At 73.4% G+C, this 24,812-nt stretch carries 25 protein-coding genes; 14 read left to right on the top strand and 11 right to left on the bottom strand.

Annotated elements, in window-relative coordinates:
- Genes narJ through ET526_RS16360 form a run of 5 tightly spaced genes read right to left on the bottom strand, consistent with a single transcriptional unit; the run spans position 1 to position 8,898 of the window.
- Positions 1-723, bottom strand: coding sequence for a nitrate reductase molybdenum cofactor assembly chaperone (narJ, locus tag ET526_RS16380; RefSeq protein WP_135468996.1), 723 nt, complete (start codon positions 721-723; stop codon positions 1-3).
- A gap of 5 nt (positions 724-728) precedes the next feature.
- Positions 729-2,354 carry a nitrate reductase subunit beta gene (gene narH / locus ET526_RS16375; protein ID WP_192898706.1) on the bottom strand — a complete coding sequence of 542 codons (1,626 nt, stop codon included), beginning with the start codon at positions 2,352-2,354 and terminating at the stop codon, positions 729-731.
- A 12-nt stretch (positions 2,355-2,366) separates the two neighbouring features.
- Positions 2,367-6,110 carry a nitrate reductase subunit alpha gene (locus tag ET526_RS16370; RefSeq protein ID WP_135468994.1) on the bottom strand — a complete coding sequence of 1,248 codons (3,744 nt, stop codon included), beginning with the start codon at positions 6,108-6,110 and terminating at the stop codon, positions 2,367-2,369.
- A gap of 16 nt (positions 6,111-6,126) precedes the next feature.
- Entirely contained in the window at positions 6,127-7,497 is a 1,371-nt protein-coding gene (locus ET526_RS16365) for an MFS transporter (protein ID WP_135468992.1), read from the bottom strand.
- A gap of 24 nt (positions 7,498-7,521) precedes the next feature.
- Positions 7,522-8,898, bottom strand: coding sequence for an MFS transporter (locus ET526_RS16360; RefSeq protein ID WP_192898705.1), 1,377 nt, complete (start codon positions 8,896-8,898; stop codon positions 7,522-7,524).
- A 210-nt stretch (positions 8,899-9,108) separates the two neighbouring features.
- Here ET526_RS16360 and ET526_RS16355 point away from each other — a divergent pair, with 210 nt between their 5' ends.
- Positions 9,109-9,789, top strand: coding sequence for a cyclic nucleotide-binding domain-containing protein (locus ET526_RS16355; RefSeq protein ID WP_135468990.1), 681 nt, complete (start codon positions 9,109-9,111; stop codon positions 9,787-9,789).
- A gap of 34 nt (positions 9,790-9,823) precedes the next feature.
- Here the strand turns inward: ET526_RS16355 and ET526_RS16350 are convergent, their stop codons facing one another.
- Entirely contained in the window at positions 9,824-10,186 is a 363-nt protein-coding gene (locus ET526_RS16350) for an SPW repeat protein (protein ID WP_135468988.1), read from the bottom strand.
- Between the two features lie 82 nt (positions 10,187-10,268).
- The gene (locus ET526_RS16345) at positions 10,269-10,787 is read right to left on the bottom strand and encodes an Hsp20/alpha crystallin family protein (RefSeq protein WP_204623682.1); all 519 of its coding nucleotides are present in this window, start codon (positions 10,785-10,787) and stop codon (positions 10,269-10,271) included.
- A gap of 331 nt (positions 10,788-11,118) precedes the next feature.
- On the opposite strand from ET526_RS16345, the gene trxC reads away from it, so the two are divergent.
- Genes trxC through ET526_RS16325 form a run of 4 tightly spaced genes read left to right on the top strand, consistent with a single transcriptional unit; the run spans position 11,119 to position 13,885 of the window.
- Complete coding sequence (trxC, locus tag ET526_RS16340) at positions 11,119-11,580, top strand: thioredoxin TrxC (protein WP_135468985.1); 462 nt, start codon at positions 11,119-11,121, stop codon at positions 11,578-11,580.
- Between the two features lie 9 nt (positions 11,581-11,589).
- A complete protein-coding gene (locus tag ET526_RS16335; RefSeq protein ID WP_135468983.1) occupies positions 11,590-12,525 on the top strand; it encodes a DnaJ C-terminal domain-containing protein in 936 nt (311 codons plus the stop codon).
- On the top strand, positions 12,526-12,897 hold the full coding sequence (locus ET526_RS16330; RefSeq protein ID WP_135468980.1) for a chaperone modulator CbpM: 372 nt from the start codon (positions 12,526-12,528) through the stop codon (positions 12,895-12,897).
- Entirely contained in the window at positions 12,884-13,885 is a 1,002-nt protein-coding gene (locus tag ET526_RS16325; protein ID WP_158295615.1) for a zinc metalloprotease HtpX, read from the top strand. Before ET526_RS16330 ends, ET526_RS16325 begins: the two co-directional genes overlap by 14 nt.
- 129 nt (positions 13,886-14,014) lie before the next feature.
- Here the strand turns inward: ET526_RS16325 and ET526_RS16320 are convergent, their stop codons facing one another.
- Together ET526_RS16320 and ET526_RS16315 are read right to left on the bottom strand one after the other, a co-directional pair.
- The gene (locus ET526_RS16320) at positions 14,015-14,941 is read right to left on the bottom strand and encodes a BKACE family enzyme (protein ID WP_135468976.1); all 927 of its coding nucleotides are present in this window, start codon (positions 14,939-14,941) and stop codon (positions 14,015-14,017) included.
- Between the two features lie 101 nt (positions 14,942-15,042).
- On the bottom strand, positions 15,043-15,351 hold the full coding sequence (locus tag ET526_RS16315; protein ID WP_135468973.1) for a DUF2171 domain-containing protein: 309 nt from the start codon (positions 15,349-15,351) through the stop codon (positions 15,043-15,045).
- 101 nt (positions 15,352-15,452) lie between these two features.
- Here ET526_RS16315 and ET526_RS16310 point away from each other — a divergent pair, with 101 nt between their 5' ends.
- Both ET526_RS16310 and ET526_RS16305 read left to right on the top strand, forming a co-directional pair.
- Entirely contained in the window at positions 15,453-16,223 is a 771-nt protein-coding gene (locus ET526_RS16310; protein ID WP_135468971.1) for a sulfite exporter TauE/SafE family protein, read from the top strand.
- Between the two features lie 47 nt (positions 16,224-16,270).
- Positions 16,271-17,677: an amidase gene (locus tag ET526_RS16305; RefSeq protein WP_240048440.1), complete on the top strand. Its 1,407-nt coding sequence runs from the start codon at positions 16,271-16,273 to the stop codon at positions 17,675-17,677.
- 76 nt (positions 17,678-17,753) lie between these two features.
- Here ET526_RS16305 and ET526_RS16300 read toward each other — a convergent pair whose 3' ends face one another.
- Complete coding sequence (locus ET526_RS16300) at positions 17,754-18,374, bottom strand: hypothetical protein (protein ID WP_135468968.1); 621 nt, start codon at positions 18,372-18,374, stop codon at positions 17,754-17,756.
- A 34-nt stretch (positions 18,375-18,408) separates the two neighbouring features.
- Between ET526_RS16300 and ET526_RS16295 the strand changes: the two genes are divergently transcribed.
- Positions 18,409-19,239 (top strand): aldo/keto reductase, encoded by an 831-nt coding sequence (locus tag ET526_RS16295; RefSeq protein ID WP_135468966.1) that lies wholly within the window; start codon positions 18,409-18,411, stop codon positions 19,237-19,239.
- Between the two features lie 48 nt (positions 19,240-19,287).
- On the opposite strand, the gene ET526_RS16290 is transcribed toward ET526_RS16295, so the two are convergent.
- Positions 19,288-19,695: a hypothetical protein gene (locus tag ET526_RS16290; protein WP_135468964.1), complete on the bottom strand. Its 408-nt coding sequence runs from the start codon at positions 19,693-19,695 to the stop codon at positions 19,288-19,290.
- 171 nt (positions 19,696-19,866) lie between these two features.
- On the opposite strand from ET526_RS16290, the gene ET526_RS16285 reads away from it, so the two are divergent.
- The 6 genes from ET526_RS16285 to ET526_RS16265 all read left to right on the top strand — a co-directional run bounded on the left by ET526_RS16285 (position 19,867) and on the right by ET526_RS16265 (position 24,777).
- Positions 19,867-20,382, top strand: coding sequence for an Hsp20 family protein (locus tag ET526_RS16285; protein WP_135468962.1), 516 nt, complete (start codon positions 19,867-19,869; stop codon positions 20,380-20,382).
- A gap of 85 nt (positions 20,383-20,467) precedes the next feature.
- Positions 20,468-20,704: a hypothetical protein gene (locus ET526_RS21315; protein ID WP_158295614.1), complete on the top strand. Its 237-nt coding sequence runs from the start codon at positions 20,468-20,470 to the stop codon at positions 20,702-20,704.
- Positions 20,659-20,979: an NADH dehydrogenase ubiquinone Fe-S protein 4 gene (locus ET526_RS21310; RefSeq protein WP_158295613.1), complete on the top strand. Its 321-nt coding sequence runs from the start codon at positions 20,659-20,661 to the stop codon at positions 20,977-20,979. The genes ET526_RS21315 and ET526_RS21310 overlap by 46 nt, the downstream gene beginning before the upstream one ends.
- Before the next feature lie 20 nt (positions 20,980-20,999).
- Entirely contained in the window at positions 21,000-21,353 is a 354-nt protein-coding gene (locus ET526_RS16275) for a hypothetical protein (RefSeq protein WP_135468958.1), read from the top strand.
- Positions 21,354-21,514: 161 nt separating this feature from the next.
- On the top strand, positions 21,515-22,567 hold the full coding sequence (locus ET526_RS16270; protein WP_135468956.1) for a glycosyltransferase family 4 protein: 1,053 nt from the start codon (positions 21,515-21,517) through the stop codon (positions 22,565-22,567).
- 11 nt (positions 22,568-22,578) lie between these two features.
- Positions 22,579-24,777: an amylo-alpha-1,6-glucosidase gene (locus ET526_RS16265; RefSeq protein ID WP_135468954.1), complete on the top strand. Its 2,199-nt coding sequence runs from the start codon at positions 22,579-22,581 to the stop codon at positions 24,775-24,777.
- Positions 24,778-24,812 lie beyond the last annotated feature (35 nt).

Raw genomic sequence — 24,812 nt, 5'->3', positions numbered from 1 at the left:
TCAGCCTCTGCTGGCGGCCGCGACGCGGCGGAGCACGGGGCGCGGCGCGGGCTTCGGGTTGGGGGTGCGGCGGGCGGCGCGCAGCCGCGCGGCGAGCGCCTCGCCGCCGCATTCGGCGGCCGGATCGGCGCCCGGGCCGAAGACCACCGGCGCCTCCTCGTAGGCGGCGTCGAGCTCCTCCGGCGTCGGGTCGGGCGCGTCGGCGAGCGGCACCGTGCCCGGCACCGCGCCGGCGACGAGCAGCGCCGCATGCAAGGCGGCGGCGTAGGCGCTGCCGCGGGCGAGCAGGCGGCCGTGCAGCAGGTCGAGCACCGGCGCGGCGTTGCCGAGCAGCTCGGCCCCGCGCGCCGGCTCGATTGCGGCGTATTCGAGCAGCATCGGCAGGTAGTCCGGCAGCTCGCCCGAGGCGGGCTCGAGCCCCGCCGCGGCGTAGAGGCCGTGCAGCTCCACCATGGCCGGCCCGCGCTCGCGCGAATCGCCGTGCACGTGCTCGAACAGGTTGAGGCAGAGGCCGCGCGTGCGGTCGAACAGCGCGACGTACTCCTCCTGCAGGTCGAGGAGGTCATCGGCGCCGAGCCGCGCCGCCAGCGCCTCCAGCCCGGGCAGCGCCGGGGCGAGGGCAGGGTCGGCGGCGAGCGCCGCCCGCACCTCGGGCAGCGCCGCCCGCAGCTCGGCGGTGGGGTAGGCGAGCAGCGCGGCGAGGGCGCGGAGGGAGAGGCGCATGGCGCTCACACCTCCTCCGCCTGCCGCGCCGGCCGCGCGGCGGCGGGCGCGGTCGGGCGCGCGGCCGCCGCCTCGCTGCGCGCCGGCACGCGGCGGATCGGCACCCGCGGCGCCTGGTGGCCGGCGGAGATCCGCTTGGTCGAGAACAGGTTCGCGCCGACCGAGCCGGAGGTGGAACAGCCATTGCCGAAGCTGAAGCCGCAGGCCGACTTCAGGTCGAACGCATTCTCGGCGTACTCGCGGTGCGTGGAGGGGATGACGAAGCGGTCCTCGTAGTCCGCCAGCGCCATCACCTTGTACATCTCCTCCACCGCCTCGGCGGAGAGGCCGACCCGCTCCAGCACGCCGGCATCCAGCCGGTTCTCGACGGTGCGCGCGCGCATGTACATGCGCATCGCCATCATCCGCTGCAGCGCCAGCACCACCGGCGCCTCTGTCCCCGCGGTGAGCAGGTTGGCGAGGTAGCGGACCGGGATGCGCAGCGAGGCCACGTCCGGCAGGCCGGTCGCCTCGTCCCAGCCGACGTGGCCGGCCTCGTGCGCGCTCTGCACCGGGGAGAGCGGCGGCACGTACCACACCATGGGCAGGGTGCGGTACTCCGGGTGCAGCGGGAAGGCGACGCCCCACTCGATCGCCATCTTGTAGACGGGCGAGCGGCGCGCCGCCTCCAGCCACGCCTCCGGCACGCCGTCCGCGCGCGCCTGTGCGATCACCGCCGGGTCGGTCGGGTCGAGGAAGATGTCGAGCTGGGAGCGGTAGAGGTGCTGCTCGTTCTCCACGCTCGCCGCCGCCTCGATGCGGTCGGCATCATACAGCATGACGCCGAGGTAGCGGATGCGGCCGACGCAGGTCTCGGAGCAGATGGTCGGCTCGCCTGCCTCGATGCGCGGGAAGCAGAAGGTGCACTTCTCCGCCTTCCCGGACTGCCAGTTGTAGTAGATCTTCTTGTAGGGGCAGGCGGAGACGCACATGCGCCAGCCGCGGCACTTGTCCTGGTCCACGAGGACGATGCCGTCCTCCTCCCGCTTGTAGATGGAGCCGGAGGGGCAGGCGGCGACGCAGGCCGGGTTGAGGCAGTGCTCGCACAGCCTGGGCAGGTACATCATGAAGGTGTTCTCGAACTGGCCGTAGATGTCCTTCTGCACGGCCTCGAAGTTGCGGTCCCTGGACCGCTTCGAGAACTCGGTGCCCAGGATCTCCTCCCAGTTCGGGCCCCACTCGATCTTCTCCATGCGCTGGCCGGTGATCAGGCTCACCGGGCGCGCGGTGGGCATCGCCTTCGACTCGCCCGCGGTGTGCAGGTGCTGGTAGTCGAAGGTGAAGGGCTCGTAGTAGTCGTCGATCTCCGGCATGTCCGGATTGGCGAAGATCTTGGCGAGCACCCGCAGGCGGCCGCCGATCTTCGGCTCCAGCTTGCCGCTGCGCTTGCGGCGCCAGCCGCCCTTCCAGCGCTCCTGGTTCTCCCAGTCCTTCGGGTAGCCGATGCCGGGCTTGGTCTCGACATTGTTGAACCAGGCGTATTCCACGCCTTCCCGGCTGGTCCAGACCTGCTTGCAGGTGACCGAGCAGGTGTGGCAGCCGATGCACTTGTCGAGGTTCAGCACCATCGCGATCTGGGCGCGGACCTTCATCGGAGGAACTCCCTATTCCGCGGCCACGGCGGGAACGGCGGCATCACCCTGCCCTGCAGGCTGATCCATCCAGTCCACCTTGGCCATCTTGCGCACCACCACGAACTCGTCGCGGTTGGTGCCGATGGTGCCGTGGTAGTTGAAGCCGTAGGAAAGCTGCGCGTAGCCGCCGATCATGTGCGTCGGCTTCAGCACCGCGCGGGTGACGCTGTTGTGGATGCCGCCGCGCGTCCGCATTACCTCGGAGCCCGGCGTGTTCACGATCTTCTCCTGGGCGTGGTACATCAGGATCATTCCCTCGGGCACGCGCTGGGAGACCACGGCGCGCGCGGTCAGCGCCCCGTTCAGGTTGAAGGCCTCGACCCAGTCGTTGTCCTCGATCCCGGCCCTTCTCGCATCCACCTCGCTGATCCACACCACAGGGCCGCCGCGGTTCAGCGTCAGCATGATGAGGTTGTCGCTGTAGGTGGAGTGGATGCCCCACTTCTGGTGCGGCGTGATGAAGTTGAGCACCAGCTCCTTCTCGCCGTTCGGCACGCGGCCGAGCATCTCGAGGTGCGCTTTCAGGTCCACGGGAGGCTTGTAGACGCAGAGCTGCTCGCCGAAGGCCTGCATCCACGGGTGGTCCTGGTAGAGCTGCTGCCGCCCCGACAGCGTCCGCCACGGGATCAGCTCGTGGACGTTGGTGTAGCCCGCGTTGTAGCAGACCTCCTCGCTCTCCAGCCCTGACCAGGTGGGCGAGGAGATGATCTTGCGCGGCTGCGCCTGCACGTCGCGGAAGCGGATCGCCTCGTGCTCCTTGCCGCGGGCGAGGTGGGTGTGGTCGCGGCCGGTGTTCCTCGACAGCGCCTCCCACGCCTTCACCGCGACATGGCCGTTGGTCTCCGGCGCCAGGGCGAGGATGACCTCCGCCGCGTCGATGTCGCTCTCGATGCGCGGCCGCTTGCCCTCGACGCCCGGCACCTCGACGGCGCCGTTCAGGCTGGCGAGGAAGTCCACCTCGTGCTGGGTCTTCCAGCCGATGCCCTTGCCGCCGTTGCCAAGCCTGTCCATCAGCGGGCCAAGCGCGGTGAAGCGCGCATAGGTGCGCGGGTAGTCGCGCTCGACCACGGTGATCGCCGGCATGGTCTTGCCCGGCAGGGGCACGCACTCGCCGCGCTTCCAGTCCCGCACCACGCCCTGCGCGAGTTCCTGCGCCGTGTCGTGCATCAGCGGGCTCAGCACCACGTCCTGCTCGACGCCGAGATGGCCGGGGCAGAGCTCGCTGAAGCGCCGTGCGATCCCCTTGAAGATCGCCCAGTCGGTCCGCGCCTCCCAGGCCGGGTCCACCGCCGCGGAGAGCGGGTGGATGAAGGGGTGCATGTCCGAGGTGTTGAGGTCGTGCTTCTCGTACCAGGTGGCGGTCGGCAGCACGATGTCGCTGTAGACGCAGGTCGTGCTCATGCGGAAGTCGAGCGTGACCAGCAGGTCGAGCTTGCCCTCCGGCGCCTCGCGCCAGGTGACCTCCTGCGGCTTGACCGCGCCCTCCTCGCCGAGGTCCTTGCCCTGCACGCCGTGCGTGGTGCCGAGCAGGTGCCTCAGGAAGTACTCGTGCCCCTTGCCCGAGGAGCCGAGCAGGTTGGAGCGCCAGATGAACAGGTTGCGCGGCCAGTTCGCCGGGTGCTCGGGGTCCTCGCAGCTCATGCGCAGCGTGCCCTCGGCGAGGCGGCTCGCCACGTAGGCGGCCGGCGCCTCGCCGCTCGCGGCGGCGGCCTCGGCGATGCGCAGCGGGTTGGCCTGGAGCTGCGGGGCGGAGGGCAGCCAGCCCATCCGCTCGGCCCGCACGTTGAAGTCGATCAGCGATCCCGACAGCGCCTGCGGCGCCGTCGGCGAGAGCAGCTCCTCCACCTGCAGCCGCTCGTAGCGGTACTGGCCGGTATGCGCGTAGAAGAAGCTGGTGGAGTTCTGCTGCCGCGGCGGCCGGCCCCAGTCGGTGGCGAAGGCGAGCGGCACCCACCCCGTCTGCGGGCGCAGCTTCTCCTGGCCGACATAGTGGCTCCAACCGCCGCCGGACTGGCCGATGCAGCCGCACATCACCAGCAGATTGATGATGCCGCGGTAGATCATGTCGCCGTGGTACCAGTGGTTCACCGCGGCGCCGAGGATGACCATGGACTTGCCGTTGGTCTTCTCGGCGTTGGCGGCGAACTCGCGGGCCGTGGCGACGATCTGGCCGCGCCGGACGCCGCACACCTTTTCCGCCCAGGCGGGGGTGTAGGGCGCGTCCTCGTCGTAGGAGGCGGGGCAGTCGCCGAAGCCGCGCTCCACGCCGTAATTCGCCAGGAACAGGTCGTAGACCGTCGCCACCAGGCGGGTGCTGCCGTCCTTCAGCGTGACGCGCCGCGCCGGCACGCGGCGGGTGACGATCTCCTCATGCGCGGTCGGGTTGAAGAACTCCGGCGCGCGGCCGCCGAAGTAGGGGAAGGCGACATCCGCGGCCGCCTCGCCGCCGAGCAGCGTCAGGCGCGGCGTGGTGACCTCCAGCGTGCGGCTGTCGCGCCCCTCGAGGTTCCACTTGCCCTGCTCGCCCCAGCGGAAGCCGATCGAGCCCGTGGGCACGTAGAGGCGGCCCGTGGCCTCGTCTATGGCGACGGTCTTCCAGTCCGGGTTGTTGGATTCGCCGAGGCCGTCCTCGAGGTCGGCGGCGCGGAGCTGGCGGCCGGGCACCAGGCGCCCGTCCTTCTCCTCGAGCAGCACCAGCATCGGCATGTCGGTGTAGCGGCGGCAGTAGTCGAGGAAGTACTCGCCCCTCCCCTTCGCGTGCCACTCGGAGAGGATGACGTGGCCCATCGCCATGGCGAGCGCCGCGTCGGTGCCCTGCTTCGGGTGCAGCCAGAGGTCGGCGAATTTGCTCGCCTCCGAGTAGTCGGGCGTGACCACAACGGTCTTGGTGCCGCGGTAGCGCGCCTCGGTCATGAAGTGGGCGTCGGGCGTGCGCGTCTGCGGCACGTTCGAGCCCCACATCATCAGGAAGCCGGCGTTGTACCAGTCCGCGCTCTCCGGCACGTCGGTCTGCTCGCCCCAGGTCTGCGGCGAGGAGGGCGGCAGGTCGCAGTACCAGTCGTAGAAGGACATGCAGACGCCGCCGATCAGCGACAGGTAGCGGCTGCCCGCGGCGTAGCTCACCATGCTCATCGCCGGGATGGGCGAGAAGCCGATGATCCGGTCCGGACCGTGCACCCTGGCGGTGTGCACGTTGGCGGCAGCGATCAACTCCTCCGCCTCCTCCCAGGAGACGCGGACGAAGCCGCCGAGGCCCCGCACCTTCTGGTAGGCGCGGCGCTTCGTCTCGTCGGCCTGGATGCTCGCCCAGGCCTCGACCGGATCGGCGTGCTCGGTCCGCGCAGCGCGCCACAGCCGCAGCAGGCGCTTGCGCATCATCGGGTACTTCATCCGGTTGGCGCTGTAGAGGTACCAGGAATAGCTGGCGCCGCGCGCGCAGCCGCGCGGCTCGTGGTTCGGCAGGCCAGGCCGCGTGCGCGGATAGTCGGTCTGCTGCGTCTCCCAGGTGACCACGCCGCCCTTGACGTAGATCTTCCAGGAGCAGGAACCGGTGCAGTTCACGCCGTGCGTGCTGCGCACGACCTTGTCGTGCGCCCAGCGCTGGCGGTAGGCGTCCTCCCAGCCGCGCGGCTCGTTGGTGACGGCGCCGTGTCCGGCGGAGAAGCCTTCGACGTTGCGCTTGAAGAAGGCGAGGCGGTCGAGGAAGTGGGACATCGTCGAGGCTCCCGGCTCAGCAGGGATTGGGCGCGTTGCGGCGGGCGTAGAGCCACCAGTTCAGCGCCACGTTGAACAGGAAGAACACGGACAGGCCGTAGAACACGGCGTTCGGGCTCCCGAAGAGGCCGAAGCTCGCGCCGAACAGCATGCCGAAGAAGAAGGGGCCGTAGGCTGCGACCGCGGCGGTGAAGCCGATCACGCCGCCCGCTTGGCGGGGCGGGAAGATCATGGGCATCTGCTTGAAGGTGCTGGCGTTGCCGACGCCCGCGAAGAGGAATAGGCCGAGCATCGCCGCCACGAAATACGGGAATTCCCCAATAGAGGTCGGCGAAGTGAAGAAGGGCACCGCCAGCGCGCAGGCGGCCATGCCGAGCCCGGCCCAGTGCGTGACCTTGGCGCCGCCGACGCGGTCGCAGAGCGGGCCCGCCATCACGCGCACCGCGGAACCGACGAGCGGGCCAAGGAAGGCATAGGCCAGCGGATCCGGCGCGCCCGGCAGGTGGCCGTAGACCTGGCGGATCAGCAGCGGGAAGGTCGCGGCCAGCCCGCTGAAGGCGCCGAAGGTCATGATGTAGAGCGAGGTCATCGCCCAGGTGTGGCCGCTGCGGAAGATGTCGAATTGCTGGCGCAGGTTCGCGGTGACGGGCACGCTGCGCAGCATGATCCAGGCCATCAGCGCGAACACCGCGACTGGCACCACGTAGATCAGCGTCGCGTTCTGCAGCCACACCGTGCCCTGCTGCCCGGCACGGGTCAGGGTCTGCGGCTCGCCGACGAAGGCGAGGCTGCCGAACAGGCCGATGCCGATGATCCAGGGCGTGACGAACTGCACCACGGAGACGCCGAAATTCCCCACCCCCGCCTGGATCGCCAGCGCCGTGCCCTGCAGGCGCTTCGGGAAGAACAGGCTGGTCGAGGGCATGAAGGAGGAGAAGTTGCCGCCGCCGAGCCCCGCGAGGAAGGCGAGCCCCAGCAGCACCCAGTAGGGCGTGGCCGGGTTCTGCACCGCGATCGCCCAGCCGATCAGCGGCACCAGCAGCGAGGCGGTGGACCAGGCCACCACATGCCGCGTGCCGTAGATCGGCGTGAGGAACATGTGCACGAGGCGCAGCGTGCCGCCGGCGAGCCCCGGCATGGCGGCGAGCCAGAAGAGCTGGCCGGTGGTGAGCTGGAAGCCGATCTGCGGCAGGCGCACGACAAGCGCGCTGACCACGAACCAGGTGATGAAGGCCATGGTCAGGCCGCCGGTGGTGACGGCGAGCGTCTTCCAGGCGCGGGCGCTGCCCTCGCGCTCCCAGAAGGCCTGGTTCTCAGGCTCCCAGCGGGCGAGCCAGGTGCCGCCGGGGGCGGAACCCCCGCCGAGCGGTGTGGTCGTGGTGGACATGGTGGGGGTTCCTTCCTGGCCGGTTCAGTCGCCTGCCGCGAGGCGCCGGCTGCCGGTGGGTATGGGGGAGGGCATGGAAGCGGGAGGCGCGGCGCCCAGTCCCTCGGCCTCCGGCAGGTCCTGCGGCGCGCGCAGCTCCGGGTGCGCCTTGGTCTCCATGCGGCGGATGGCGAAGTGCATCCAGGCGAGGCTGACGGCGACGATCAGGAACAGCAGCATGAAGCAGCTGGTCCAGACCCCGGTGAGGTCGTTCATGGCGCCGAAGGCGATCGGCAGGACGAAGCCGCCCAGGCCGCCGATCAGCCCGACCACGCCGCCGACCGCGCCGACCCGGCCCGGGTAGTAGACGGGGATGTGCTTGTACACCGCGGCCTTGCCCAGGCTCATGAAGAAGCCGAGCACCATGGTCAGCAGCATGAACGGGACGAAGCCGATGGCGATGGTGAACTCGATCGGGCCGTGGATGCCGTCCACCACGTAGCGGGTGGCCGGATAGCTGAGCAGGAAGGTGCAGATGACGGAGCCGATGAAGGTCCAGTACATCACCTTCCGGGCGCCGTACTTGTCGGACATCGTGCCGCCGAGCACGCGGAAGATCGAGCCCGGGATCGAATAGGCGGCGCCGAGCAGGCCGGCGGTGACGATGTCGAGCCCGTACACGCCGACGTAGTAGCGCGGCAGCCACAGCGCCAGCGCCACGAAGCCGCCGAAGACGAAGAAGTAGTAGAGCGAGAAGCGCCACACCTGCAGGTTCTTCAGCGGCGCCATCATCTCGGCGAAGCTCTCGGCCTTGACGCCGCGGGCGCGCCGCGCCGCGAGATCGGGGTCATCCTCGGTGAGCAGGTAGAACAGCACCGCGGTGACCAGCAGCGCCAGCGCCCAGATCTGCGCCACCGCCTGCCAGCCGAGCGCTACCATCACCACGGGGGCGAGGAACTTGGTCACCGCCGAACCGACATTGCCGGCGCCGAAGATGCCGAGCGCGGTGCCCTGCTTCTCCTTCGGGTACCACTTCGACACGTAGGCGACGCCGACCGAGAAGGCGCCGCCGGCGATGCCGACGCCGAGCGCGGCCAGCAGGAAGGTCGGGTAGTCGTAGGCGTAGGAGAGCAGGAAGGTGGCGGCGGCGGCGGCCAGCATCACGCCGGTGAACACCAGGCGCCCGCCATACTGGTCGGCCCAGATGCCGAGCACCAGCCGCACCAGGCTTCCGGTCAGGATCGGCGTGCCGACCAGCAGCCCGAACTGGAAGTCGCTCAGGCCGAGATCGCGTTTGATCTGCACGCCGATGATGGAAAAGATCGTCCAGGCCGCGAAGCACACCGTGAACGCCACGGTGCTCGACCACAGGGCGCGGCCCGGTCCACTGCCCTTCGCTGTGACGCCCGCCGACATGCTCATCTGCCCCTCCAGGGTTGTCCGAGGCGCGACAACCATGGCGTGGCGGCGGGATCATCACTTGATCTGGCGCAAGTCCGCGGACAGCAAGGTGGAAAAATCTTGCGAAAGACGATACAGCGCAAAGATCCCGATGCGGGGCCTCGGAGTCGGACTTGACGCAGATCAAGAAAGCCGCGCGGGCGCCGCAGGCGGACAAGGAAGGACCCATCCATGCCGGACCGGACCCTGAACCTCGAGCTGCTGCAGCGCAGCCCCTTCGCCATCAGCGCCGGGGAGGCGGCGATGGCCCGCCTCCTGCGCTCGGGCTTCACGCAGCTCCTGCCCCGCGGCGCCGTGCTGTTCGAGCAGGGAGAGGCGCCGGGCTTCCTGCACCTGCTGCTCGCCGGCAGCATCGGCCTGAAGGCGCGCGACGAGACCCGGGCCGAGACCATCGTCGAGATCTTCGGCGCGGGCGAACTCTTCCTCGCGCCCGCGGCGATCCTCGGGCTGCCCTATCTGGCCTCGGCCGTCGCGCTCACCGAGGTGCGGGTGCTGATCATTCCCGCCGCCGACTTCCGGGAAGGCGTCTCGCAGGATCCGGCACTGGCCCGCGCCACCATCGAGCTGCTGGCGCGGCACTGGCGGCTGATGGTGGACCAGGTGGTGGACCTGAAGCTGCGCTCGGCCGAGCGCCGCGTCGCCCGCTTCCTGGCCCGCCGTGTGGCCGAAGAGACCGGCGCCGGCTCGGCCGAGCTGCCGGAGCCGCGCGCAGCGCTCGCCGCCCGCCTCGGCATGACGCCGGAGACGCTTTCGCGCGCCCTCTCGGCGCTGGAATCGCAGGGGCTGGTGCGCCTCTCACCGCGGCGCGCCGACATCGCCGACCGGGAAGGGCTGCTGCGGATCGGCACGTGACCCGGCGCGCGCGGCGCCGGGCCATCGCCGGCCGTCAGGCGTGCACCCGCGGCGGCGACTGGTGCTCCATCCACAGCTCCGTCGCCGCGGCCAGCGCCACCAGCACGCCGATTGCCACATGGCTCCACAGCGCGCCGGCGAGCGCGGCGAAGCCGAGGATCCAGGGCGCGGCGAAGGACCAGACGCCGAGCACCAGATTCGCCCAGGACCCCACATAGGCATAGCCGGCCAGCGCCGCCGCGGCGACCAGGGCGATCACGCCGCCGGTGATCCAGGCGCTCCACGCCGCCACGGCTTCGGCGGTGAAGCCGACCAGCCAGGGAGTCAGCAGCAGGACCAGCCCGAGTACGAGCTGGCTGCCGAGGATCATGCTCTTCCAGCCATCGGAGTTCGTCATCGCGGTGCCTCCTCGCGGGGGCATCGGGTGGCCGGCGGGGTCCGTGCCCCCCTGCGGCCCCGCCGCCAGGGCGCGCCGGCCGTCAGGCGGCCGCTGCCCCGGACGTCACCGGAATGCGCTTCACGCGCTGCTGCGCCTGCTCTGCCTTCGGCAGGACCACCGTCAGCACGCCGTTGCGGAACTCGGCGCGGATCCCCTCCTGCTCCACCTCCTGGGGCAGCGGGATGCGGCGCTCGAAGCGGCCGTAGAAGCGCTCGGTGAAGCGGCGGTCGCGGTCCTCGGTCTCGGCGCGCTTCTCGCCGCGGAGGACGAGATCGCCGCCGTCGAGCAGGACCTCGATGTCCTTCTCCTCCACACCCGGCACCTCGAAGGCGATGCGGATCTCCTTCTCGGTCTCGGTCAGCTCGGCCTGCGGCCAGCCGCCGCCCGGGCCGAACCCGGCCATGGGCATGCCGAAGCCGCGGAAGGCCTCGTCGAAGATCCGATCCATCTCCTGGCGCAGCGTGGCGAAGAGGGAGGACGGCTCCGCCCGGAAGGGCACGGGCAGGCGCGAGCCGCCGCGCGTCCAGGGAGCGATGTCGCGCATGCTCATCATGGTCATGGCTCATCTCCTCCTTGCGTCCGGAATGCCCGGGCACCAGGCGCGCCCGGCATCCGGCACCATGGCTGCTGAAGGAGAGGCTCCGCATGGGACGGAGCGCGACGGCACCGCGCCGGTCCCGCCGCCGGTCAGGCACGGCAGGGGGCGGGGCCTCGGAATCGCTCCTCCGGCCACATCCTCGGGCGAGCAACATGGTGCGAGGAACGCCTGGGCGCCGGCCTGCGGCACCCGGGGCCGGGCCCCCGAGAGGCGCCCGGCGATTTCCGAGCTAGTATCGTTGCCTTCGCCGTCAAGGGCGCGCCGCCGACGCTATATCGAGGAGGACCATGCCATGAGCGATGCCGTGCGGGTCGTCTGCCCGCGCTGCGACACCACCAACCGCGTTCCGGCGGCGCGCCTCGGCGATGGGCCGCGCTGCGGGGAATGCCGCGCGCCGCTGTTCGAGGGGCGGCCCGTCGCGCTTTCCGAGGCGCGCTTCCGCCGCCATCTGCGGGCGAGCGACCTGCCGCTGCTGGTGGATTTCTGGGCCTCCTGGTGCGGGCCGTGCCGGGCCATGGCGCCGGAGTTCGAGGCGGCGGCGCGCAACCTTGAGCCGCGCCTGCGCCTCATCAAGGTCTCGACCGAGGAGGCGCCGGGGCTCGCCGCCGAGCTCGGCATCGCCAGCATCCCCACCCTGGCGCTGTTCGCTGGCGGGCGGGAGGTGGCGCGCCGCGCCGGGGCAATGCCGGCGCGCCAGATCGTCGAGTGGGCGCGCGCCGCGGCCGCGGGGGCCGCCGGCGCCCCCGCAGCGTGAGGAGAGGCCGTGAGCGAGGATCCCTACGAGGTGCTGGGCGTGAAGCGCGAGGCGACGCAGGAGGAGATCCGGCGCGCCTATCGCCGCCTCGCCCGCAAGCTGCACCCGGACCTGAACCCCGGCGACCGCTCGGCGGAGGAGCGGTTCAAGAAGGTCTCTGCCGCCTACGACATCCTGGGCGACGCGGAGAAGCGCGCCCGCTTCGACCGCGGCGAGATCGACGCCTCCGGCGCCGAGCGGCCGCAGCCCCAGCCCGGCTACTACCGCGACTTCGCCGGCGCCGGCGGCTTCGAGGGCGCGCACCCCTATGCCAGCGACGCCGGCTTCGCCGACCTGTTCGAATCCGACGAGCTGCTGGCCGAGCTGTTCGGCCGGCGCCGGGCCGGAGCCGGCGGGGCGCGGGTGCGGATGCGCGGCGCCGACCTGCATGGCAGGCTCTCGCTCACCTTCCTCGAGGCGGTGAACGGCACCACGAAGCGGCTCACCCTGCCGGACGGCTCCACCGTGGACGTCACCGTGCCCCCCGGCACGCGCGACGGCCAGGTGCTGCGCCTGCGCGGCAAGGGTGCGCCGGGGCTCGGCGGCGGCCCGGCCGGCGACCTGCTGGTGGAGGTCGAGGTCGGCGAGCACCGCCACTTCACCCGGCGCGGCGACGACATCCACCTCGACCTGCCGATCAGCCTGGCCGAGGCGGTGCTCGGCGGCCGCGTCGAGGTGCCGACCCCCGGCGGGCCGGTGATGATGACGGTGCCCAAGGGCGCGAACACCGGCACCGTGCTGCGGCTGCGGGGGCGGGGCGTGAGGCGGCCGGACGGCACCCAGGGCGATGCCTATGTCACGCTGCGCGTCGTGCTGCCCGAGAAGCCGGATCCGGAGCTGGAGGCCTTCGTCGCGCGCTGGGCGGCGGGCAAGGCGCACAACCCGCGCGCGGGGATGGAGGCCTGAATGGAGAGGTTCCGCGAGATGCTGCTGCGCGCCCGCCTCGACGCGGCCGCGCTCGAGGCCTGGGCCGAGGCCGGCTGGCTGGCGCCGCGCCGCGCCGAGGGCGCCGGCTTCGCCTTCACCGAGCTCGACCTGGCGCGCGCCTGCCTGATCCGCGACCTGCGCGAGGATCTCGGCGTCAACGACGAGGGGGTCGCGGTCATCCTCGACCTGCTCGACCAGGTGCACGGAATGCGGCTGGCGATGCGCCGCCTCGCCGCCTCGCTCCAGCGCCTGCCCGAGCCGCTGCGGCGGGAGGCGCTGGCGGCGCTGCGCGCCGCCGCGGGGGAGGCGGCGGAGGACGATCCGGGCGGGCCGGCGGGTGTGGCGCGCTAGCTCCTTCCGCCGCACGCCGGTGGCCTATCTCCGTCTCGACCCGGCGGCGCTGGCGCGGCAGCGGCGGTTGAACCGGCTGCAGTCGGCGCTGCTGCTGCTCGGCCTTACCGCCCTCGCCGGGCTGACCGGCCTCGCGGCGGCGGGGGTGGAGGGGCTGGTGCTGGCCGCGGCCGGGGCGGCGCTGTTCCTGCTGCTCGACCCGGCGCCGGGGGATCCGCTGTTCCGCCACGTCTTCGGTGCGGCGCGCCTTGCCCCGGCGCAGGCGCCGGAGCTGTTTGCGCTGCTCGACGAGCTGGCGCGCCGGGCGGGGCTTTCCCGCGCCCCGACGCTCTACCTGATCCCCTCGCCCATGCTGCAGGCGATGGCCGCAGGCAGCCGCGAGAAGCCGGCGATCGCGGTGACGCTTGGCCTGCTGCGGGCGCTGCCGCCGCGCGAGCTGGCGGCGGTGCTGGCGCACGAGGTGGCGCATCTGCGCCACGGCGACGTCGCGGTGATGCGCCTCGCCGCCGCCGCCGCCGCGCTCAGCCGCACCATGGCGACGCTCGGCATCGTGCTGCTGGCGCTGTGGCTGCCAGCGCTGCTGGCGCTCGGCCAGGCGCCTTCGCCGCTGGCGGTGGCGCTGCTGGTCGCCGCGCCGCTGATCGGCGATCTGCTCACCCTCTCGCTGTCGCGCCGGCGGGAGTTCCTCGCCGATGCCGGGGCGGTGGAGCTGACCGGCGATCCGCTGGCGCTCTCCGCGGCGCTGGCGCGCATCCAGCGGCTGCAGGGCGACGACTGGGAGCGCATGGCGGCGCGCGGGCCGCGCTGGCTGCGCTGGTTCCGCACCCACCCGACGGTGGAGGAGCGCATCGCGCGCCTCGCCGCCACCGTGGCGCCGGTGCAGGTGGCGCCGCCCGCCTGGGACTGGGCGCCGGGCGGGCCGGCGCGGCTCGGGCATCTCGGCGGCACGCACCCGGCGCAGCGCCTGGCGCGGCGTTGGCTGCTGTGACGGCGCGGGCCGCCGGCCCGCGAGGCCGCCCCGGCCCCTCCGGCGTGATCCGCCCGCGATCCGGCCCCGTCCGGGGGCCGCCTGAGCGGGATCCGCCCCGGAGCGGATCGCGGACGGCTGGAAACGGCCCTAGAACTTCACCCGGTCGCCGCCCTTCAGCGCCAGCATCTGCCGCGCCTCGGCCGGGGTGGCGATCTCGAGGCTGAGCTCCTCCAGGATGCGCCGGATCTTCGCCACCTGCTCGGCGTTCGAGCGGGCCTGCACGCCCTTGCCGATCCAGAGCGAATCCTCGAGCCCCACGCGGACATTGCCGCCGAGGATGCCGGCCATGGTGGTGAAGGGCATCTGGTGCCGCCCCGCCGCGAGCACGGACCACACGTAGTCCTTGCCGAACAGCCGGTCCGCCGTCTCCTTCATGAACAGCAGGTTGCGCGGCTCGGCGCCGATGCCGCCCAGGATGCCGAAAATGGTCTGCACGAAGAGCGGCGGCTCGACCACCTTGCGGTCGAGCATGTGGGCCAGGTTGTAGAGGTGGCCCACGTCGTAGCACTCGAACTCGAAGCGGGTGCCGTGGCCCTTGCCCAGCCGCTCGACGATCTGCTCGATGTCGCGGAAGGTGTTGCGGAAGATGAAGTCCGTCGTGCCCTCCAGGTAGGGCCGCTCCCACTCGTGCTTGAACCTGGCGATGCGCGCGGCCGAGGGGGCGATGTTGAAGTTCATCGAGCCCATGTTGAGGCTGCACATCTCCGGGCTCGCCTGCAGCGGCGCCGCCAGCCGCTCCTCCAGCGTCATGCCGAGGCCGCCACCGGTGGTGATGTTGATCACCGCGTCGGTGGACTGCTTGATCACCGGCAGGAACTGCATGAACACCGCCGGGTCCGGCGTCGGGCGGCCATCCTTCGGGTCGCGCGCGTGCAGGTGGATGATGCTTGCCCCCGCCTCGGCGGCGGCGATGGACTGCTCGGCGATCTGCTGCGGGGTGATGGGCAGGTGCTCGCTCATCGAGGGGGTGTGGATCGCCCCCGTCACCGCGCAGGTGATGATGACCTTGGCCATGGCGCGTCCTCTCGGCGGGTAGGTGGGGCGGGATTGTCCCCGGGAAGCGCCGCGGCGGGAAGGGGCGGGCCGCCCGGCGGCGGCCGGGCGGCTCCCGGGGGTCAGCGCGCGGGGTCGCGGCCCGGGGCGTGCGCCGTGGACTGGCCGCCGGTGCCGGTGGCGGCATCGCCCATCCCGCCGCCCTCCGCCTGCCAGGCGCGCCGCGCCTCCTCGGCCGTGCAGGCGAGGCGGACGGTGTTGCCCTCCACCTTCGCCACCATCTCCTGCGCCAGGAAGTGGTGCCGGCCGCCGGCCTCCCGGTCGCTCCGGGTCAGCTTGATGCGGTTGTGCTCCACGTGGTCCACCGTGCCGACATGGCCGCCGTCCGAGCCGACGACCTCCATCTGCGGGCGGATGTTGGTCAGGTCCATCGCTGCCTCCTTCGGTGCGTGGTGCAGAACGGCCGGGGGCGGAAAGGGATGCGTCCGCCCGGGGCTTTCCGTCCCGCCGCCGCGGCCGCATCCTGCGGGCCATGGAGCTGGAGGGGCTGAGCGCGGCGCTGCCGCGGGGGGCGGGCCTGGCCTGGCTGCTGGCCGGCGCGCTGGCGGGGGGGCTGGCGCGCGGCTTCTCGGGCTTCGGCGCGGCGCTGATCTTCGTCCCCCTGGCCTCGGTGGCGCTCGGGCCGCAGCGGGCGGCGCCGCTGATGCTGCTGCTGGAGGCCTTCGCGATCGCCGCCCTCACCCCCGGCGCCTGGCGGCTGGCCGACCGCCGCGCGGTGGGCTGGCTGGCGCTCGGCGCGCTCCTCGGCACGCCGCTCGGCGCGGCGGTGCTGGTGCTGGCCGATCCGCGGGCGCTGCGCTGGGGGGTGGCGGCGGTGATCCTCGGCCTGCTCGCCCTGGTCGCCTCCGGCTGGCGCTTCCGGGGGCGGCCGGCGGCGCCGCTCACGGTCGGGGTCGGCATGGCGGGGGGCGTGCTCGGCGGGGTGGCGATGGTCAGCGGGCCGCCGGTGATCGCCTATCTGCTGGGGCAGGAGGGCCCGGCGCGGCAGGTGCGGGCCTCCTTCGCGCTCTACCTGGCGGCGGGCGGGATCTTCGCCGGCATCGCCTATGCCGCGGCGGGGCTGCTGGATGCCGCGCTGCTCGGCCCGTTCCTGCTGGCCGCGCCGGCCTACGCGATCGGCATCTGGGGCGGGGTGGCGATGTTCGGCCTGGCCAGCGAGGCCGCCTTCCGCCGCGCCTGCTACGGCATGATCGCGCTCGCCGCCCTGCTCAGCCTGCCGGCCTGGGACGGGGTGTTGCGGTAGCGGCCGGGGCGTCGTCCAATCCCCCCGATCCCGAGGGAGGACGTTCCATGGACGGCATGCAACCGAGCACCTATTCGCCCCGCGCCTTCCGGGCCCTGACCTGGCACGATGCGCTGCCCGCCTTCCGCGACGGCACCGACACCCCGCGCGCCTACCTAGAACGCTGCCTGGAGACGATCGCGGCGCGCGAGGGGGTGGTGCAGGCCTGGGCGGCGCTGAACGAGAAGGGCGCGCGCGAGGCGGCCGATGCCAGCACGGCGCGCTGGAAGGCCGGCCGCCCGCTCTCCGCCATCGACGGCATGCCGATCGGCATCAAGGACCTGCTCGAGACCAGGGACATGCCGACCGAGATGGGCTGCGCCGCCTATCGCGGCAATTTCCCGAAGCGCGACAACGCCGCCGTCTGGGCGCTGCGCCAGGCCGGCGCGGTGGTGCTGGGCAAGACCGTGACCACGGAACTCGGCAGCGTGCATCCGGGGCCCACGACCAACCCCTTCGACCCGCGCCGCACGCCCGGCGGCTCCTCCTCCGGCTCCGCGGCGGCGGTCGGCGCGCGGATGGTGCCGGCGGCGATCGGCACCCAGGTGGTCGGCTCCATCATCCGCCCCGCGGCCTTCTGCGGCAACGTGGCGCTGAAGCCGAGCCAGGGCGCGATCAACCGCGGCGAGCGCCAGGCCACCAGCCAGAGCACCCACGGCGTCCATGCCGGCTGCATCGAGGACATGTGGCAGGTGGCGATCGAGATCGCGCGGCGCGCCGGCGGCGACCGCGGCTGGCCCGGCCTGTTCGGGCCGCCCGTGGCGCCGGCGGCGGCGCGGCCGGAGCGGCTGATCGTGATGGAGACGGCGGGCTGGGAGCGGCTCGACGCCGCGAGCCGCGGCGCCTTCGAGGCGGTGCTCGGCCAGCTTCGCGACCGCGGCGTGGCGCTGCTCCGCCGCGGCGACCACCCCTGGATCGAGGCCTTCGAGCGCGCCATCGCCGAGGCGCAGCGCGTCTCCACCCTGATCACCGCCTGGGAGAACCGCTGGGCCATCCGCAACCTGCTCGACCAGCACCCGGACGGCCTCAGCGAGCGTGCCAAGGCCGGCCTCGCCGCGGCGGAGGCGATGTCGGTCGCCGACTACCAGGCGCTGCTCGCCGAGCGGGAGGAGGCGCAGCGCCGCCACGCCGCGCTGGCGCCGCTGGCCGATGCGCTGATCTCCCTCGCCTGCCCCGGCCCGGCGCCGGTCTGGGAGGGGGACAAGCCCGGCCAGCCCCTGTCGCCGCGCCCGACCGGGGACACGGTGTTCAACGCCCCCTCCTCCATGCTCTTCGCCCCGGTGGTGACGGTGCCGCTGATGGCGGTGGGCGGGCTGCCGGTGGGGGTGCAGGTGATGGGCCAGACCCACACCGATGCGCGGGTCGCCGCGATCGCCCGCTGGCTGCTGGAGACGCTGCAGCCGGTGGAGGCCTGAGCGCGGCGGGCGGCATCCCCCCCGGCCGGCACCGCCGGCCGGGGCGGAGCGCGTGGCGCGGCGGGCCGCCACCGCCTCAGAACCCGAAGAACTGCCGCAGCCTGAGCAGCAGCTCGCGCGCATCCAGCCCGGGCGGCTCCGGCGGCGCGGTGCCGGGCGGGACGTGCTGGCGGTAGCGCGCCATCGCCTCCCGCGTGCCGGCGAGGGGAAGCTCCACCGGCTCGGCGGTGCTGGCACCGCCGCCGGGGCCGACCAGGCGCACCAGCACGCGGTCGGCCTCGGCCAGCTCCCGCTCCGCCCGCGCCGCGTCCTCCGGGCGGGGCGCGCAGACCAGGGAGCGGCCTTCCAGCCCGCAGGGCATCTCGACCATCGGATGCGGCGGGAAGCGGAGCTGCGCCGTGCCGGCCAGCGCCAGCAGGCCGCGGCTGGCGCTTTCCAGCGTCAGCCCGCGCAGCGCCACCACCGGCACCAGCCGCCCGCCGCGGTCGGTGATCTCGAGCGCGAGCGAGGGGCGGCCCGGCTCGCTGCGCTCCACCGGCCGCTGGTGCAGCAGGGTGCAGGCGGTGCGGTCCGTCATCCGGTCGAGGGCGCAGGTGAGCCGCCAGGTGCCGATCTCCGCATCCACCCCGGCCGCCGCCGTCGCCGAGCCCGGAAGGGCCGCCGCCAGGATCGCCAGGAGCCCCGCCGCGCGTATCATGCGCCGAAGATAGGGCGTGGCGGGAGGCACGGGAATGGCGACGGTTCGGCTGGCGGACGGCACGGAGGTTCCCGCCCTCGGGCAGGGCACCTGGCGCATGGGCGAGCGGGCGGGCCGGCGGGCGGAAGAGGCGCGGGCGCTGCGCCTTGGCCTCGACCTCGGCATGACCCTGATCGACACCGCCGAGATGTACGGCGAGGGCGGGGCGGAGGAGGTGGTGGCCGAGGCCATCGCCGGGCGGCGGCAGGAGGTGTTCCTCGTCTCCAAGGTCTATCCGCACAATGCCGGCGGGCGGAAGCTGGAGGCGGCGTGCGAGCGCAGCCTGCGGCGCCTCCGGGTGGAGACGCTCGACCTCTACCTGCTGCACTGGCGCGGCAGCATCCCGCTCGCCGAGACCGTGGAGGGGATGGAGCGGCTGCGGGCGGCGGGCAAGATCCGCCGCTGGGGCGTCAGCAACCTCGACCTGGACGATCTTGAGGAGCTTGGCCCGGCGCTCGCCGACTGCGCCACCGACCAGGTGCTCTACAATCTCGAGGCGCGGGGGATCGAGTTCGACCTGCTGCCCTTCTGCCGCGCGAGGGGCATGCCGGTGATGGCCTACTCGCCCATCGGCCAGGCGGGGGCGATGCTGCGCAACCGGGCGCTTGGCGCCGTCGCCGCCCGGCACGGGGCGACGCCCGCGCAGATCGCCATCGCCTGGACGCTGCGGGAGGCGGGCGTGATCAGCATCCCGAAGGCGGCGACGGAAGCGCATGTGCGCGAGAACGCCCGCGCCGGCGGCATCGCGCTGACGGAGCAGGATCTGGGGGAGCTGGACGCCGCCTTCCCCCCGCCCGCGCGCAAGCGGCCGCTGGCGATGCTGTAAGGGGGGGGCGCCCCGGCGCGGGCGGGCATGGCCGCGCGAGGCGAGGGGTCAGCCCGCCTCCGCCTCGGTCGCCGGCAGCTTCCACGGCCGCCAGGGCCCGAGGTCGAGCGAGACCGCGATGCCCGGCCAGGGGCGGAAGGCCAGGCGCCGCCCGCCATGGCGCAGCAGGTCCACCGGATCGCCGAGCAGGGTGTAGCGCAGGCGCAGGCGCGGACCGCCCGGGCGCTCCGCCTCCACCACCCAGTGCAGCCAGAGCCGGAAGCGCCGCATCTCCCACGCGCCCGCGCGCAGGCCGCGCAGCCGCACCGCGCCCGGCCCGGGCGGCGGCAGCCGTCGCCACAGCGCCCTGGCATCCCCGGCCGAGAAGCAGGGCGCGCCCTGGGCGGCGATGCGGTTGAGCAGGGCGGAGGCGACCAGGCGCTCCGCCGGCTTCAGACTCGGGAGCAGGGCAGGCATCGCGAGCACGTTACCACATCTTCCGGCGCCGCAATGCCCGCCGGAGAGGGGCTTGAAGCCGGGCCGCGGAATGCCAAAGCAAGATGGTGCCGGGTGCCCAGCCGGGGCCCGGCGGACGGCGCCGGTCCGGCGCCGCTCGGATCCATGTTGCTTCGCAAGGAGGATGTGGAGATGAGGACCGAGTTCGACTTCAGCCCGCTGTTCCGATCCACGGTGGGCTTCGACCGCCTGTTCGACGCGCTGCGCAGCGCCGCGCGCGTGGAGCCCTTCGAGAACTATCCGCCCTATGACATCGAGCGGGTCGGCGAGGACGAATATCGCGTCACCCTCGCCGTGGCCGGCTTCCGCCCCGAGGAGCTCTCGGTGACGGCGCAGCAGAACCTGCTGATCGTCTCCGGCGAGAAGCGCGGCCGCGAGCCGCAGGGCGAGGACCAGGGGCGGCAGATCCTGCACCGCGGCATCGCCACGCGGGCCTTCGAGCGCCGCTTCGAGCTCGCCGACCACGTGCAGGTGGTGGGCGCCCATCTCGCCGACGGCCTGCTGACCGTCGAGCTCCGCCGCGAGGTGCCCGAGGCGATGCGGCCGCGCCGCATCGAGATCAGCGCCGGCGCGCCCCGCCCGCAGCCGCGGCAGATCGAGGGCGAGCTGGCCGGCAACGGCGGGAACGGGCGCAAGGCCGCCGCCTGAGGCGGGAACCAACGCCTGAGGCAAAAACCAAAGGGCGGCGCGGCCGGCACGCCGCGCCGCCCCCTTCCGCGAGGAGCCGACAGCCATGAACGACGTGCGCATGGGCACGGCGCCGGCGGCGTCGCGTCCGCTCCCTGTCGTGCCCGACCGGCCCGGCGAGGCGGCGGGCCTCGCCCTGCGCCGGGCGGCCTCCGCCCTGCCCGCGGATGCGGTGGCGCTGATCGCCCGCCACCCCGAGGCGCGGCCGCTGATGCAGGGGCGGCGCGCCGGGGGTGGGTGCTGCGCTTTCCGCCGCGCTGGCCCGCCGGGCGGGAGCCGCTGATGGGCTGGTGGGGCGGCGGCGATCCGCTGCAGGGGCTGGAACTCCGCTTCCCGAGCCGGCAGGCGGCCGAGGCCTTCGCCCGGCGGGAGGGCATCCGCTTCGAGGTCGCCGAGCCCCCGGTGGCGGCCGCCGACCTGCGTCGCACCGCCTCTCTCCCCGCCATCCCGGAACCGCCGGCCGATCCCACCCTCTGCTGGGCCTGGGACGGCCGCGCGGCCGAGGCGCCCTGGCCCGCCGCGCGGCGGGGACGGCAGGAGCTGGCGCTGGCGGCCTGAGGCGAGGGGGAGGGACCGCGATGCATCCCTTCGATCCGCAGCAGTGGTGGGGCGTGCGCCCCGGCGGCACCGACCATGGGGACCCGCAGGACCCGAACCTCGACCGGGCGGTGATCTGCGGCCTGGCGGCGGCGGCCTGCCTCTGCCTCGCCTCCTTCGCGCCGCCGCCGCTCGTGCCGCACGCCGCGGCGGTGCTGCTGTTCTGGGCGGCGCTCGGCAGCGCCGCGGAGGCGGCGCTGCGGGGCCAGCACCCCCTGGAGGAGCACCTGACCGCCTGGGACCAGGCGGCGGCGCTGCTCGCCGCCTCGCTGCTGCTGCGCCTCGCCTTCGGCGCCCCGCCCGAGGGCGTGCCGGAAGCGATGACGGCGCCATGAGCCGCGGCGGCGACCGATGCGCCGGTGCGGCGTTGCAGCCGGCGCCGGCGCGGCACCCGGCGGCATGGCGGCGGGCCGGCGCCGCCATGCCGGGCGGTCCCGGGCGCCGGCCCGGACCGCCAACCGAGGACCGGAACCCGACAGCACCCGAGGACATACCGATGCGCATCGCCCAGATCGCCCCGCTCGCCGAGGCCGTGCCGCCGCTGCTCTACGGCGGCACCGAGCGGATCGTCTCCTACCTGACGGAAGAGCTCGTGGCGCTAGGCCACGAGGTGACGCTGTTCGCCAGCGGCGACAGCCGCACCGCCGCGCGGCTCGAGCCGGTCGTGCCGCGGGCGCTGCGGCTGGACGCCTCGGTGCGCGACGTCATCGCCCCGCACGTGCTGATGCTGAGCCGGCTGCAGGAGCGCCTGGACGAGTTCGACATCGTGCATTTCCACATCGACCACTTCCACCTGCCGCTGATGCGCGCCGCCGGCGCGCCCTTCCTGACCACGCTGCACGGGCGGCTCGACCTGCCCGAGATCGCGCCGCTGTTCCGCGCCCATCCGGAGGCGCCCTTCGTTTCCATCTCGGATGCGCAGCGCCGGCCGCTGCCCTTCGCCAACTGGGCCGGCACGGTGCATCACGGCCTGCCGCGCGACCTCCTGCCCTTCTCGCCGCGCGGCCGCGGCTATCTCGCCTTCCTCGGCCGCATCTCGCCGGAGAAGGGGCCGGAGGCGGCGATCCGCATCGCCCGCGCCGCCGGGATGCCGCTGCGAATCGCCGCGAAGGTGGACAATGCCGACCGCGAGTATTACGAGGCGGTTGTGCGGCCGATGCTGGAGCAACCGGGCATTGAGTTCGTTGGCGAGATCAACGAGGGGCAGAAGGCGGAATTCCTCGGCGGCGCCGAGGCCCTGCTGTTCCCGATCCAGTGGCCCGAACCCTTCGGCCTGGTGATGATCGAGGCGATGGCCTGCGGCACGCCCGTCATCGCCTTCAACCGCGGCTCCGTGCCCGAGGTGATGGAGGATGGCGTGACCGGATTCGTGGTCGAGGACGAGACCGGTGCGCTCGCCGCCCTGCGCCGGCTCGACGCGCTGGACCGCGCCGCGGTGCGCCGCGTCTTCGAGCGGCGCTTCACCGCCCGCCGCATGGCCGAGGACTACCTCGCCCTCTATCGCCGCCTCGCCGCCGCCAGGGCGCGCCCGGTGCTGCGGGTCGCCTGAGGAAGACGCGCATGGACCATGCCCCATCCGCCCCGCCCCGCCCGGGAGAGGAAGAGCGCTTCGCGGTCGAGGCGACGACGGCGACCGCGCTCGCCCTCTATCGGCCGCGCACGCTGAAGCACGGGGACACCTTCCTTGTCCTCGACCACCACGGCGATGCGCAGGCGCTCGGCGTCACGGCGGAGGGGCTGTTCCATTGCGACACGCGCCACCTGTCGCGCCTGACGCTGCGCCTCGGCGGGGAGCGGCCGCTGCTGCTCTCCTCCGGCGTCAGCGAGGACAACGCGCTGCTGACCGTGGACCTCACCAACCCCGACCTCGAGGCGCGGCAAGGCCACGAAGCGCTCGAGCGCGATACCGTGCACCTGCGCCGCTGCCTGGTGCTCGGCGCCGCGGCGCTGCACGAGCAGATCCATGTGCGCAACTATGGCGCCGAGGCGGTCGCGCTCGAACTCTCCATCGAGCACGCCGCGGACTTCGCCGACATCTTCGAGGTGCGCGGGATGCGGCGGCAGGCGCGTGGCACGCTCGCCCCGCCGGCCGAGGAAGGCGCCGCCACCGTCTTCTCCTACCGCGGGCGCGACGGGGTGCTGCGCACCACCCGCGTGGAGTACGACCCGCCGCCCGACTTCCGCCGCGGCGGCGCGGCCTGCTACGCGCTGCGCCTCGCGCCGGGCGAGCAGCGCAGCCTCTCCATCGCGGTGCGCTGCGCGCGGGGGGAGGCGGCGGCGGAGGAGGATCCCGGCTTCGCCGGCTGGCTCGGCCTGCACCGCCGCTGGACCGCGGCGCGGGCCGGGGAGGTGGCGCGCATCCACACCAGCAACGAGGCCTTCAACGACTGGCTGAACCGCTCGCGCGCCGATCTCGACATGCTCTGCACCGACGCGCCGACCGGCCCCTTCCCCTACGCCGGCATCCCCTGGTTCAGCACCGCCTTCGGGCGCGACAGCCTGATCACCGCGCTGCAGTGCCTGTGGCTCGACCCCACGCTCGCCGGCGGGGTGCTCCGCTACCTCGCCGCGCGCCAGGCGCGGGAGAGCGACCCCGCGCGCGACGCCGAGCCGGGCAAGATCCTGCACGAGACCCGCGGCGGGGAGATGGCGGCGACGGGCGAGGTGCCCTTCGGCCTCTACTACGGCTCGGTGGACGCGACGCCGCTCTTCGTCATGCTCGCCGGTGCGCATCTCGAGCGAACCGGTGACGAGGCGCTGGCGCGAGAGCTGTGGCCGCATGTCGAGGCGGCGCTCGGCTGGATGGAGCGGCATGGCGACCGCGACGGGGACGGCTTCCTCGAATACTTCCGCCGCACGCCGGAGGGGCTGGCCAACCAGGGCTGGAAGGACAGCTGGGATTCGGTGTTCCACGCCGACGGAAGCCTGGCGGAGGGGCCGATCGCGCTGGCCGAGGTGCAGGCCTATGCCTACGCCGCCTGGCGCGGCGCGGCGCGGATCGCGCGCAGCCTCGGCGAGGCGGCGCGGGCGGAGGCGCTGGAGGCCCGCGCCGAGACCCTGCGCCGGCGCTTCGACGAGGTCTTCTGGTGCGAGGATCTCGGCACCTACGCGCTCGCGCTCGACGGGCGGAAGCGGCCCTGCCGGGTGCGCAGCTCCAACGCCGGACACGCGCTGCTGACCGGCATCGCCCGGCCCGGGCGCGCCGCCCGTCTCGCCGAGACCCTGCTCGACCCGCGCTCCTTCTGCGGCTGGGGCGTGCGCACCATCGCCGAGGGCGAGGCGCGCTACAACCCGATGAGCTACCACAACGGCTCGGTCTGGCCGCACGACAACGGGCTGATCGCGCTCGGCCTGTCGCGCTACGACCTGCGCGAGCCGCTGGTGCGGCTGCTCGGCGGGCTGTTCGACGCCGCGCTCTGGACCGACCTCAAGCGCCTGCCCGAGCTGTTCTGCGGCTTCCCGCGCCTGCCCGGCCAGGGACCGACCGCCTATCCGGTCGCCTGCCTGCCGCAGGCCTGGGCGAGCGCGGCGGCCTTCGCGGTGCTCGGCGCGCTGCTCGGCGTGACCTTCCGCCCCGAGCAGCGGCAGATCCGCTTCACCCGCCCGGTGCTGCCCCCCTGGCTCGAGGTGGTGCGGATCGAGAATCTGCGCCTCGATTCCGCGGCCGCGGACGTGATCCTGCACCGCCACGAGGGGGGTGAGGTGTCGCTGACCGTGCTCGGTCGCCGCGGCCAGGTCGAGGTGGCGGTGATCAGCTAGAGCAGATCGCGGACGGCTGGAAACAGCCGGGAGCG

This window comes from Crenalkalicoccus roseus, from assembly GCF_004761865.1.
Lineage (GTDB): Bacteria > Pseudomonadota > Alphaproteobacteria > Acetobacterales > Acetobacteraceae > Crenalkalicoccus > Crenalkalicoccus roseus.
Note: the sequence above shows the minus strand (reverse complement) of the source record. Positions and strands in the feature narration are given on the sequence as shown.

Excerpts from the sequence above, each read along its gene's own strand:
- ET526_RS16315 (WP_135468973.1), bottom strand. The coding sequence starts at position 15,351 with ATGGACCTGACCAACATCCGCCCGCAGATGGAGGTCGTCGGCTCGGAC.
- ET526_RS21315 (WP_158295614.1), top strand. The coding sequence starts at position 20,468 with ATGAACGACGTGCGCATGGGCACGGCGCCGGCGGCGTCGCGTCCGCTC.
- ET526_RS16305 (WP_240048440.1), top strand. The coding sequence starts at position 16,271 with ATGGACGGCATGCAACCGAGCACCTATTCGCCCCGCGCCTTCCGGGCC.
- ET526_RS16285 (WP_135468962.1), top strand. The coding sequence starts at position 19,867 with ATGAGGACCGAGTTCGACTTCAGCCCGCTGTTCCGATCCACGGTGGGC.
- ET526_RS16360 (WP_192898705.1), bottom strand. The coding sequence starts at position 8,898 with ATGAGCATGTCGGCGGGCGTCACAGCGAAGGGCAGTGGACCGGGCCGC.
- ET526_RS16350 (WP_135468988.1), bottom strand. The coding sequence starts at position 10,186 with ATGACGAACTCCGATGGCTGGAAGAGCATGATCCTCGGCAGCCAGCTC.
- ET526_RS16265 (WP_135468954.1), top strand. The coding sequence starts at position 22,579 with ATGGACCATGCCCCATCCGCCCCGCCCCGCCCGGGAGAGGAAGAGCGC.
- ET526_RS16370 (WP_135468994.1), bottom strand. The coding sequence starts at position 6,110 with ATGTCCCACTTCCTCGACCGCCTCGCCTTCTTCAAGCGCAACGTCGAA.
- ET526_RS16290 (WP_135468964.1), bottom strand. The coding sequence starts at position 19,695 with ATGCCTGCCCTGCTCCCGAGTCTGAAGCCGGCGGAGCGCCTGGTCGCC.
- narJ (WP_135468996.1), bottom strand. The coding sequence starts at position 723 with ATGCGCCTCTCCCTCCGCGCCCTCGCCGCGCTGCTCGCCTACCCCACC.
- ET526_RS16300 (WP_135468968.1), bottom strand. The coding sequence starts at position 18,374 with ATGATACGCGCGGCGGGGCTCCTGGCGATCCTGGCGGCGGCCCTTCCG.
- narH (WP_192898706.1), bottom strand. The coding sequence starts at position 2,354 with ATGAAGGTCCGCGCCCAGATCGCGATGGTGCTGAACCTCGACAAGTGC.
- ET526_RS16270 (WP_135468956.1), top strand. The coding sequence starts at position 21,515 with ATGCGCATCGCCCAGATCGCCCCGCTCGCCGAGGCCGTGCCGCCGCTG.
- ET526_RS16275 (WP_135468958.1), top strand. The coding sequence starts at position 21,000 with ATGCATCCCTTCGATCCGCAGCAGTGGTGGGGCGTGCGCCCCGGCGGC.
- ET526_RS16365 (WP_135468992.1), bottom strand. The coding sequence starts at position 7,497 with ATGTCCACCACGACCACACCGCTCGGCGGGGGTTCCGCCCCCGGCGGC.
- ET526_RS16330 (WP_135468980.1), top strand. The coding sequence starts at position 12,526 with ATGGAGAGGTTCCGCGAGATGCTGCTGCGCGCCCGCCTCGACGCGGCC.
- ET526_RS16310 (WP_135468971.1), top strand. The coding sequence starts at position 15,453 with ATGGAGCTGGAGGGGCTGAGCGCGGCGCTGCCGCGGGGGGCGGGCCTG.
- ET526_RS16295 (WP_135468966.1), top strand. The coding sequence starts at position 18,409 with ATGGCGACGGTTCGGCTGGCGGACGGCACGGAGGTTCCCGCCCTCGGG.
- ET526_RS16345 (WP_204623682.1), bottom strand. The coding sequence starts at position 10,787 with ATGACCATGATGAGCATGCGCGACATCGCTCCCTGGACGCGCGGCGGC.
- ET526_RS16355 (WP_135468990.1), top strand. The coding sequence starts at position 9,109 with ATGCCGGACCGGACCCTGAACCTCGAGCTGCTGCAGCGCAGCCCCTTC.
- ET526_RS16320 (WP_135468976.1), bottom strand. The coding sequence starts at position 14,941 with ATGGCCAAGGTCATCATCACCTGCGCGGTGACGGGGGCGATCCACACC.
- trxC (WP_135468985.1), top strand. The coding sequence starts at position 11,119 with ATGAGCGATGCCGTGCGGGTCGTCTGCCCGCGCTGCGACACCACCAAC.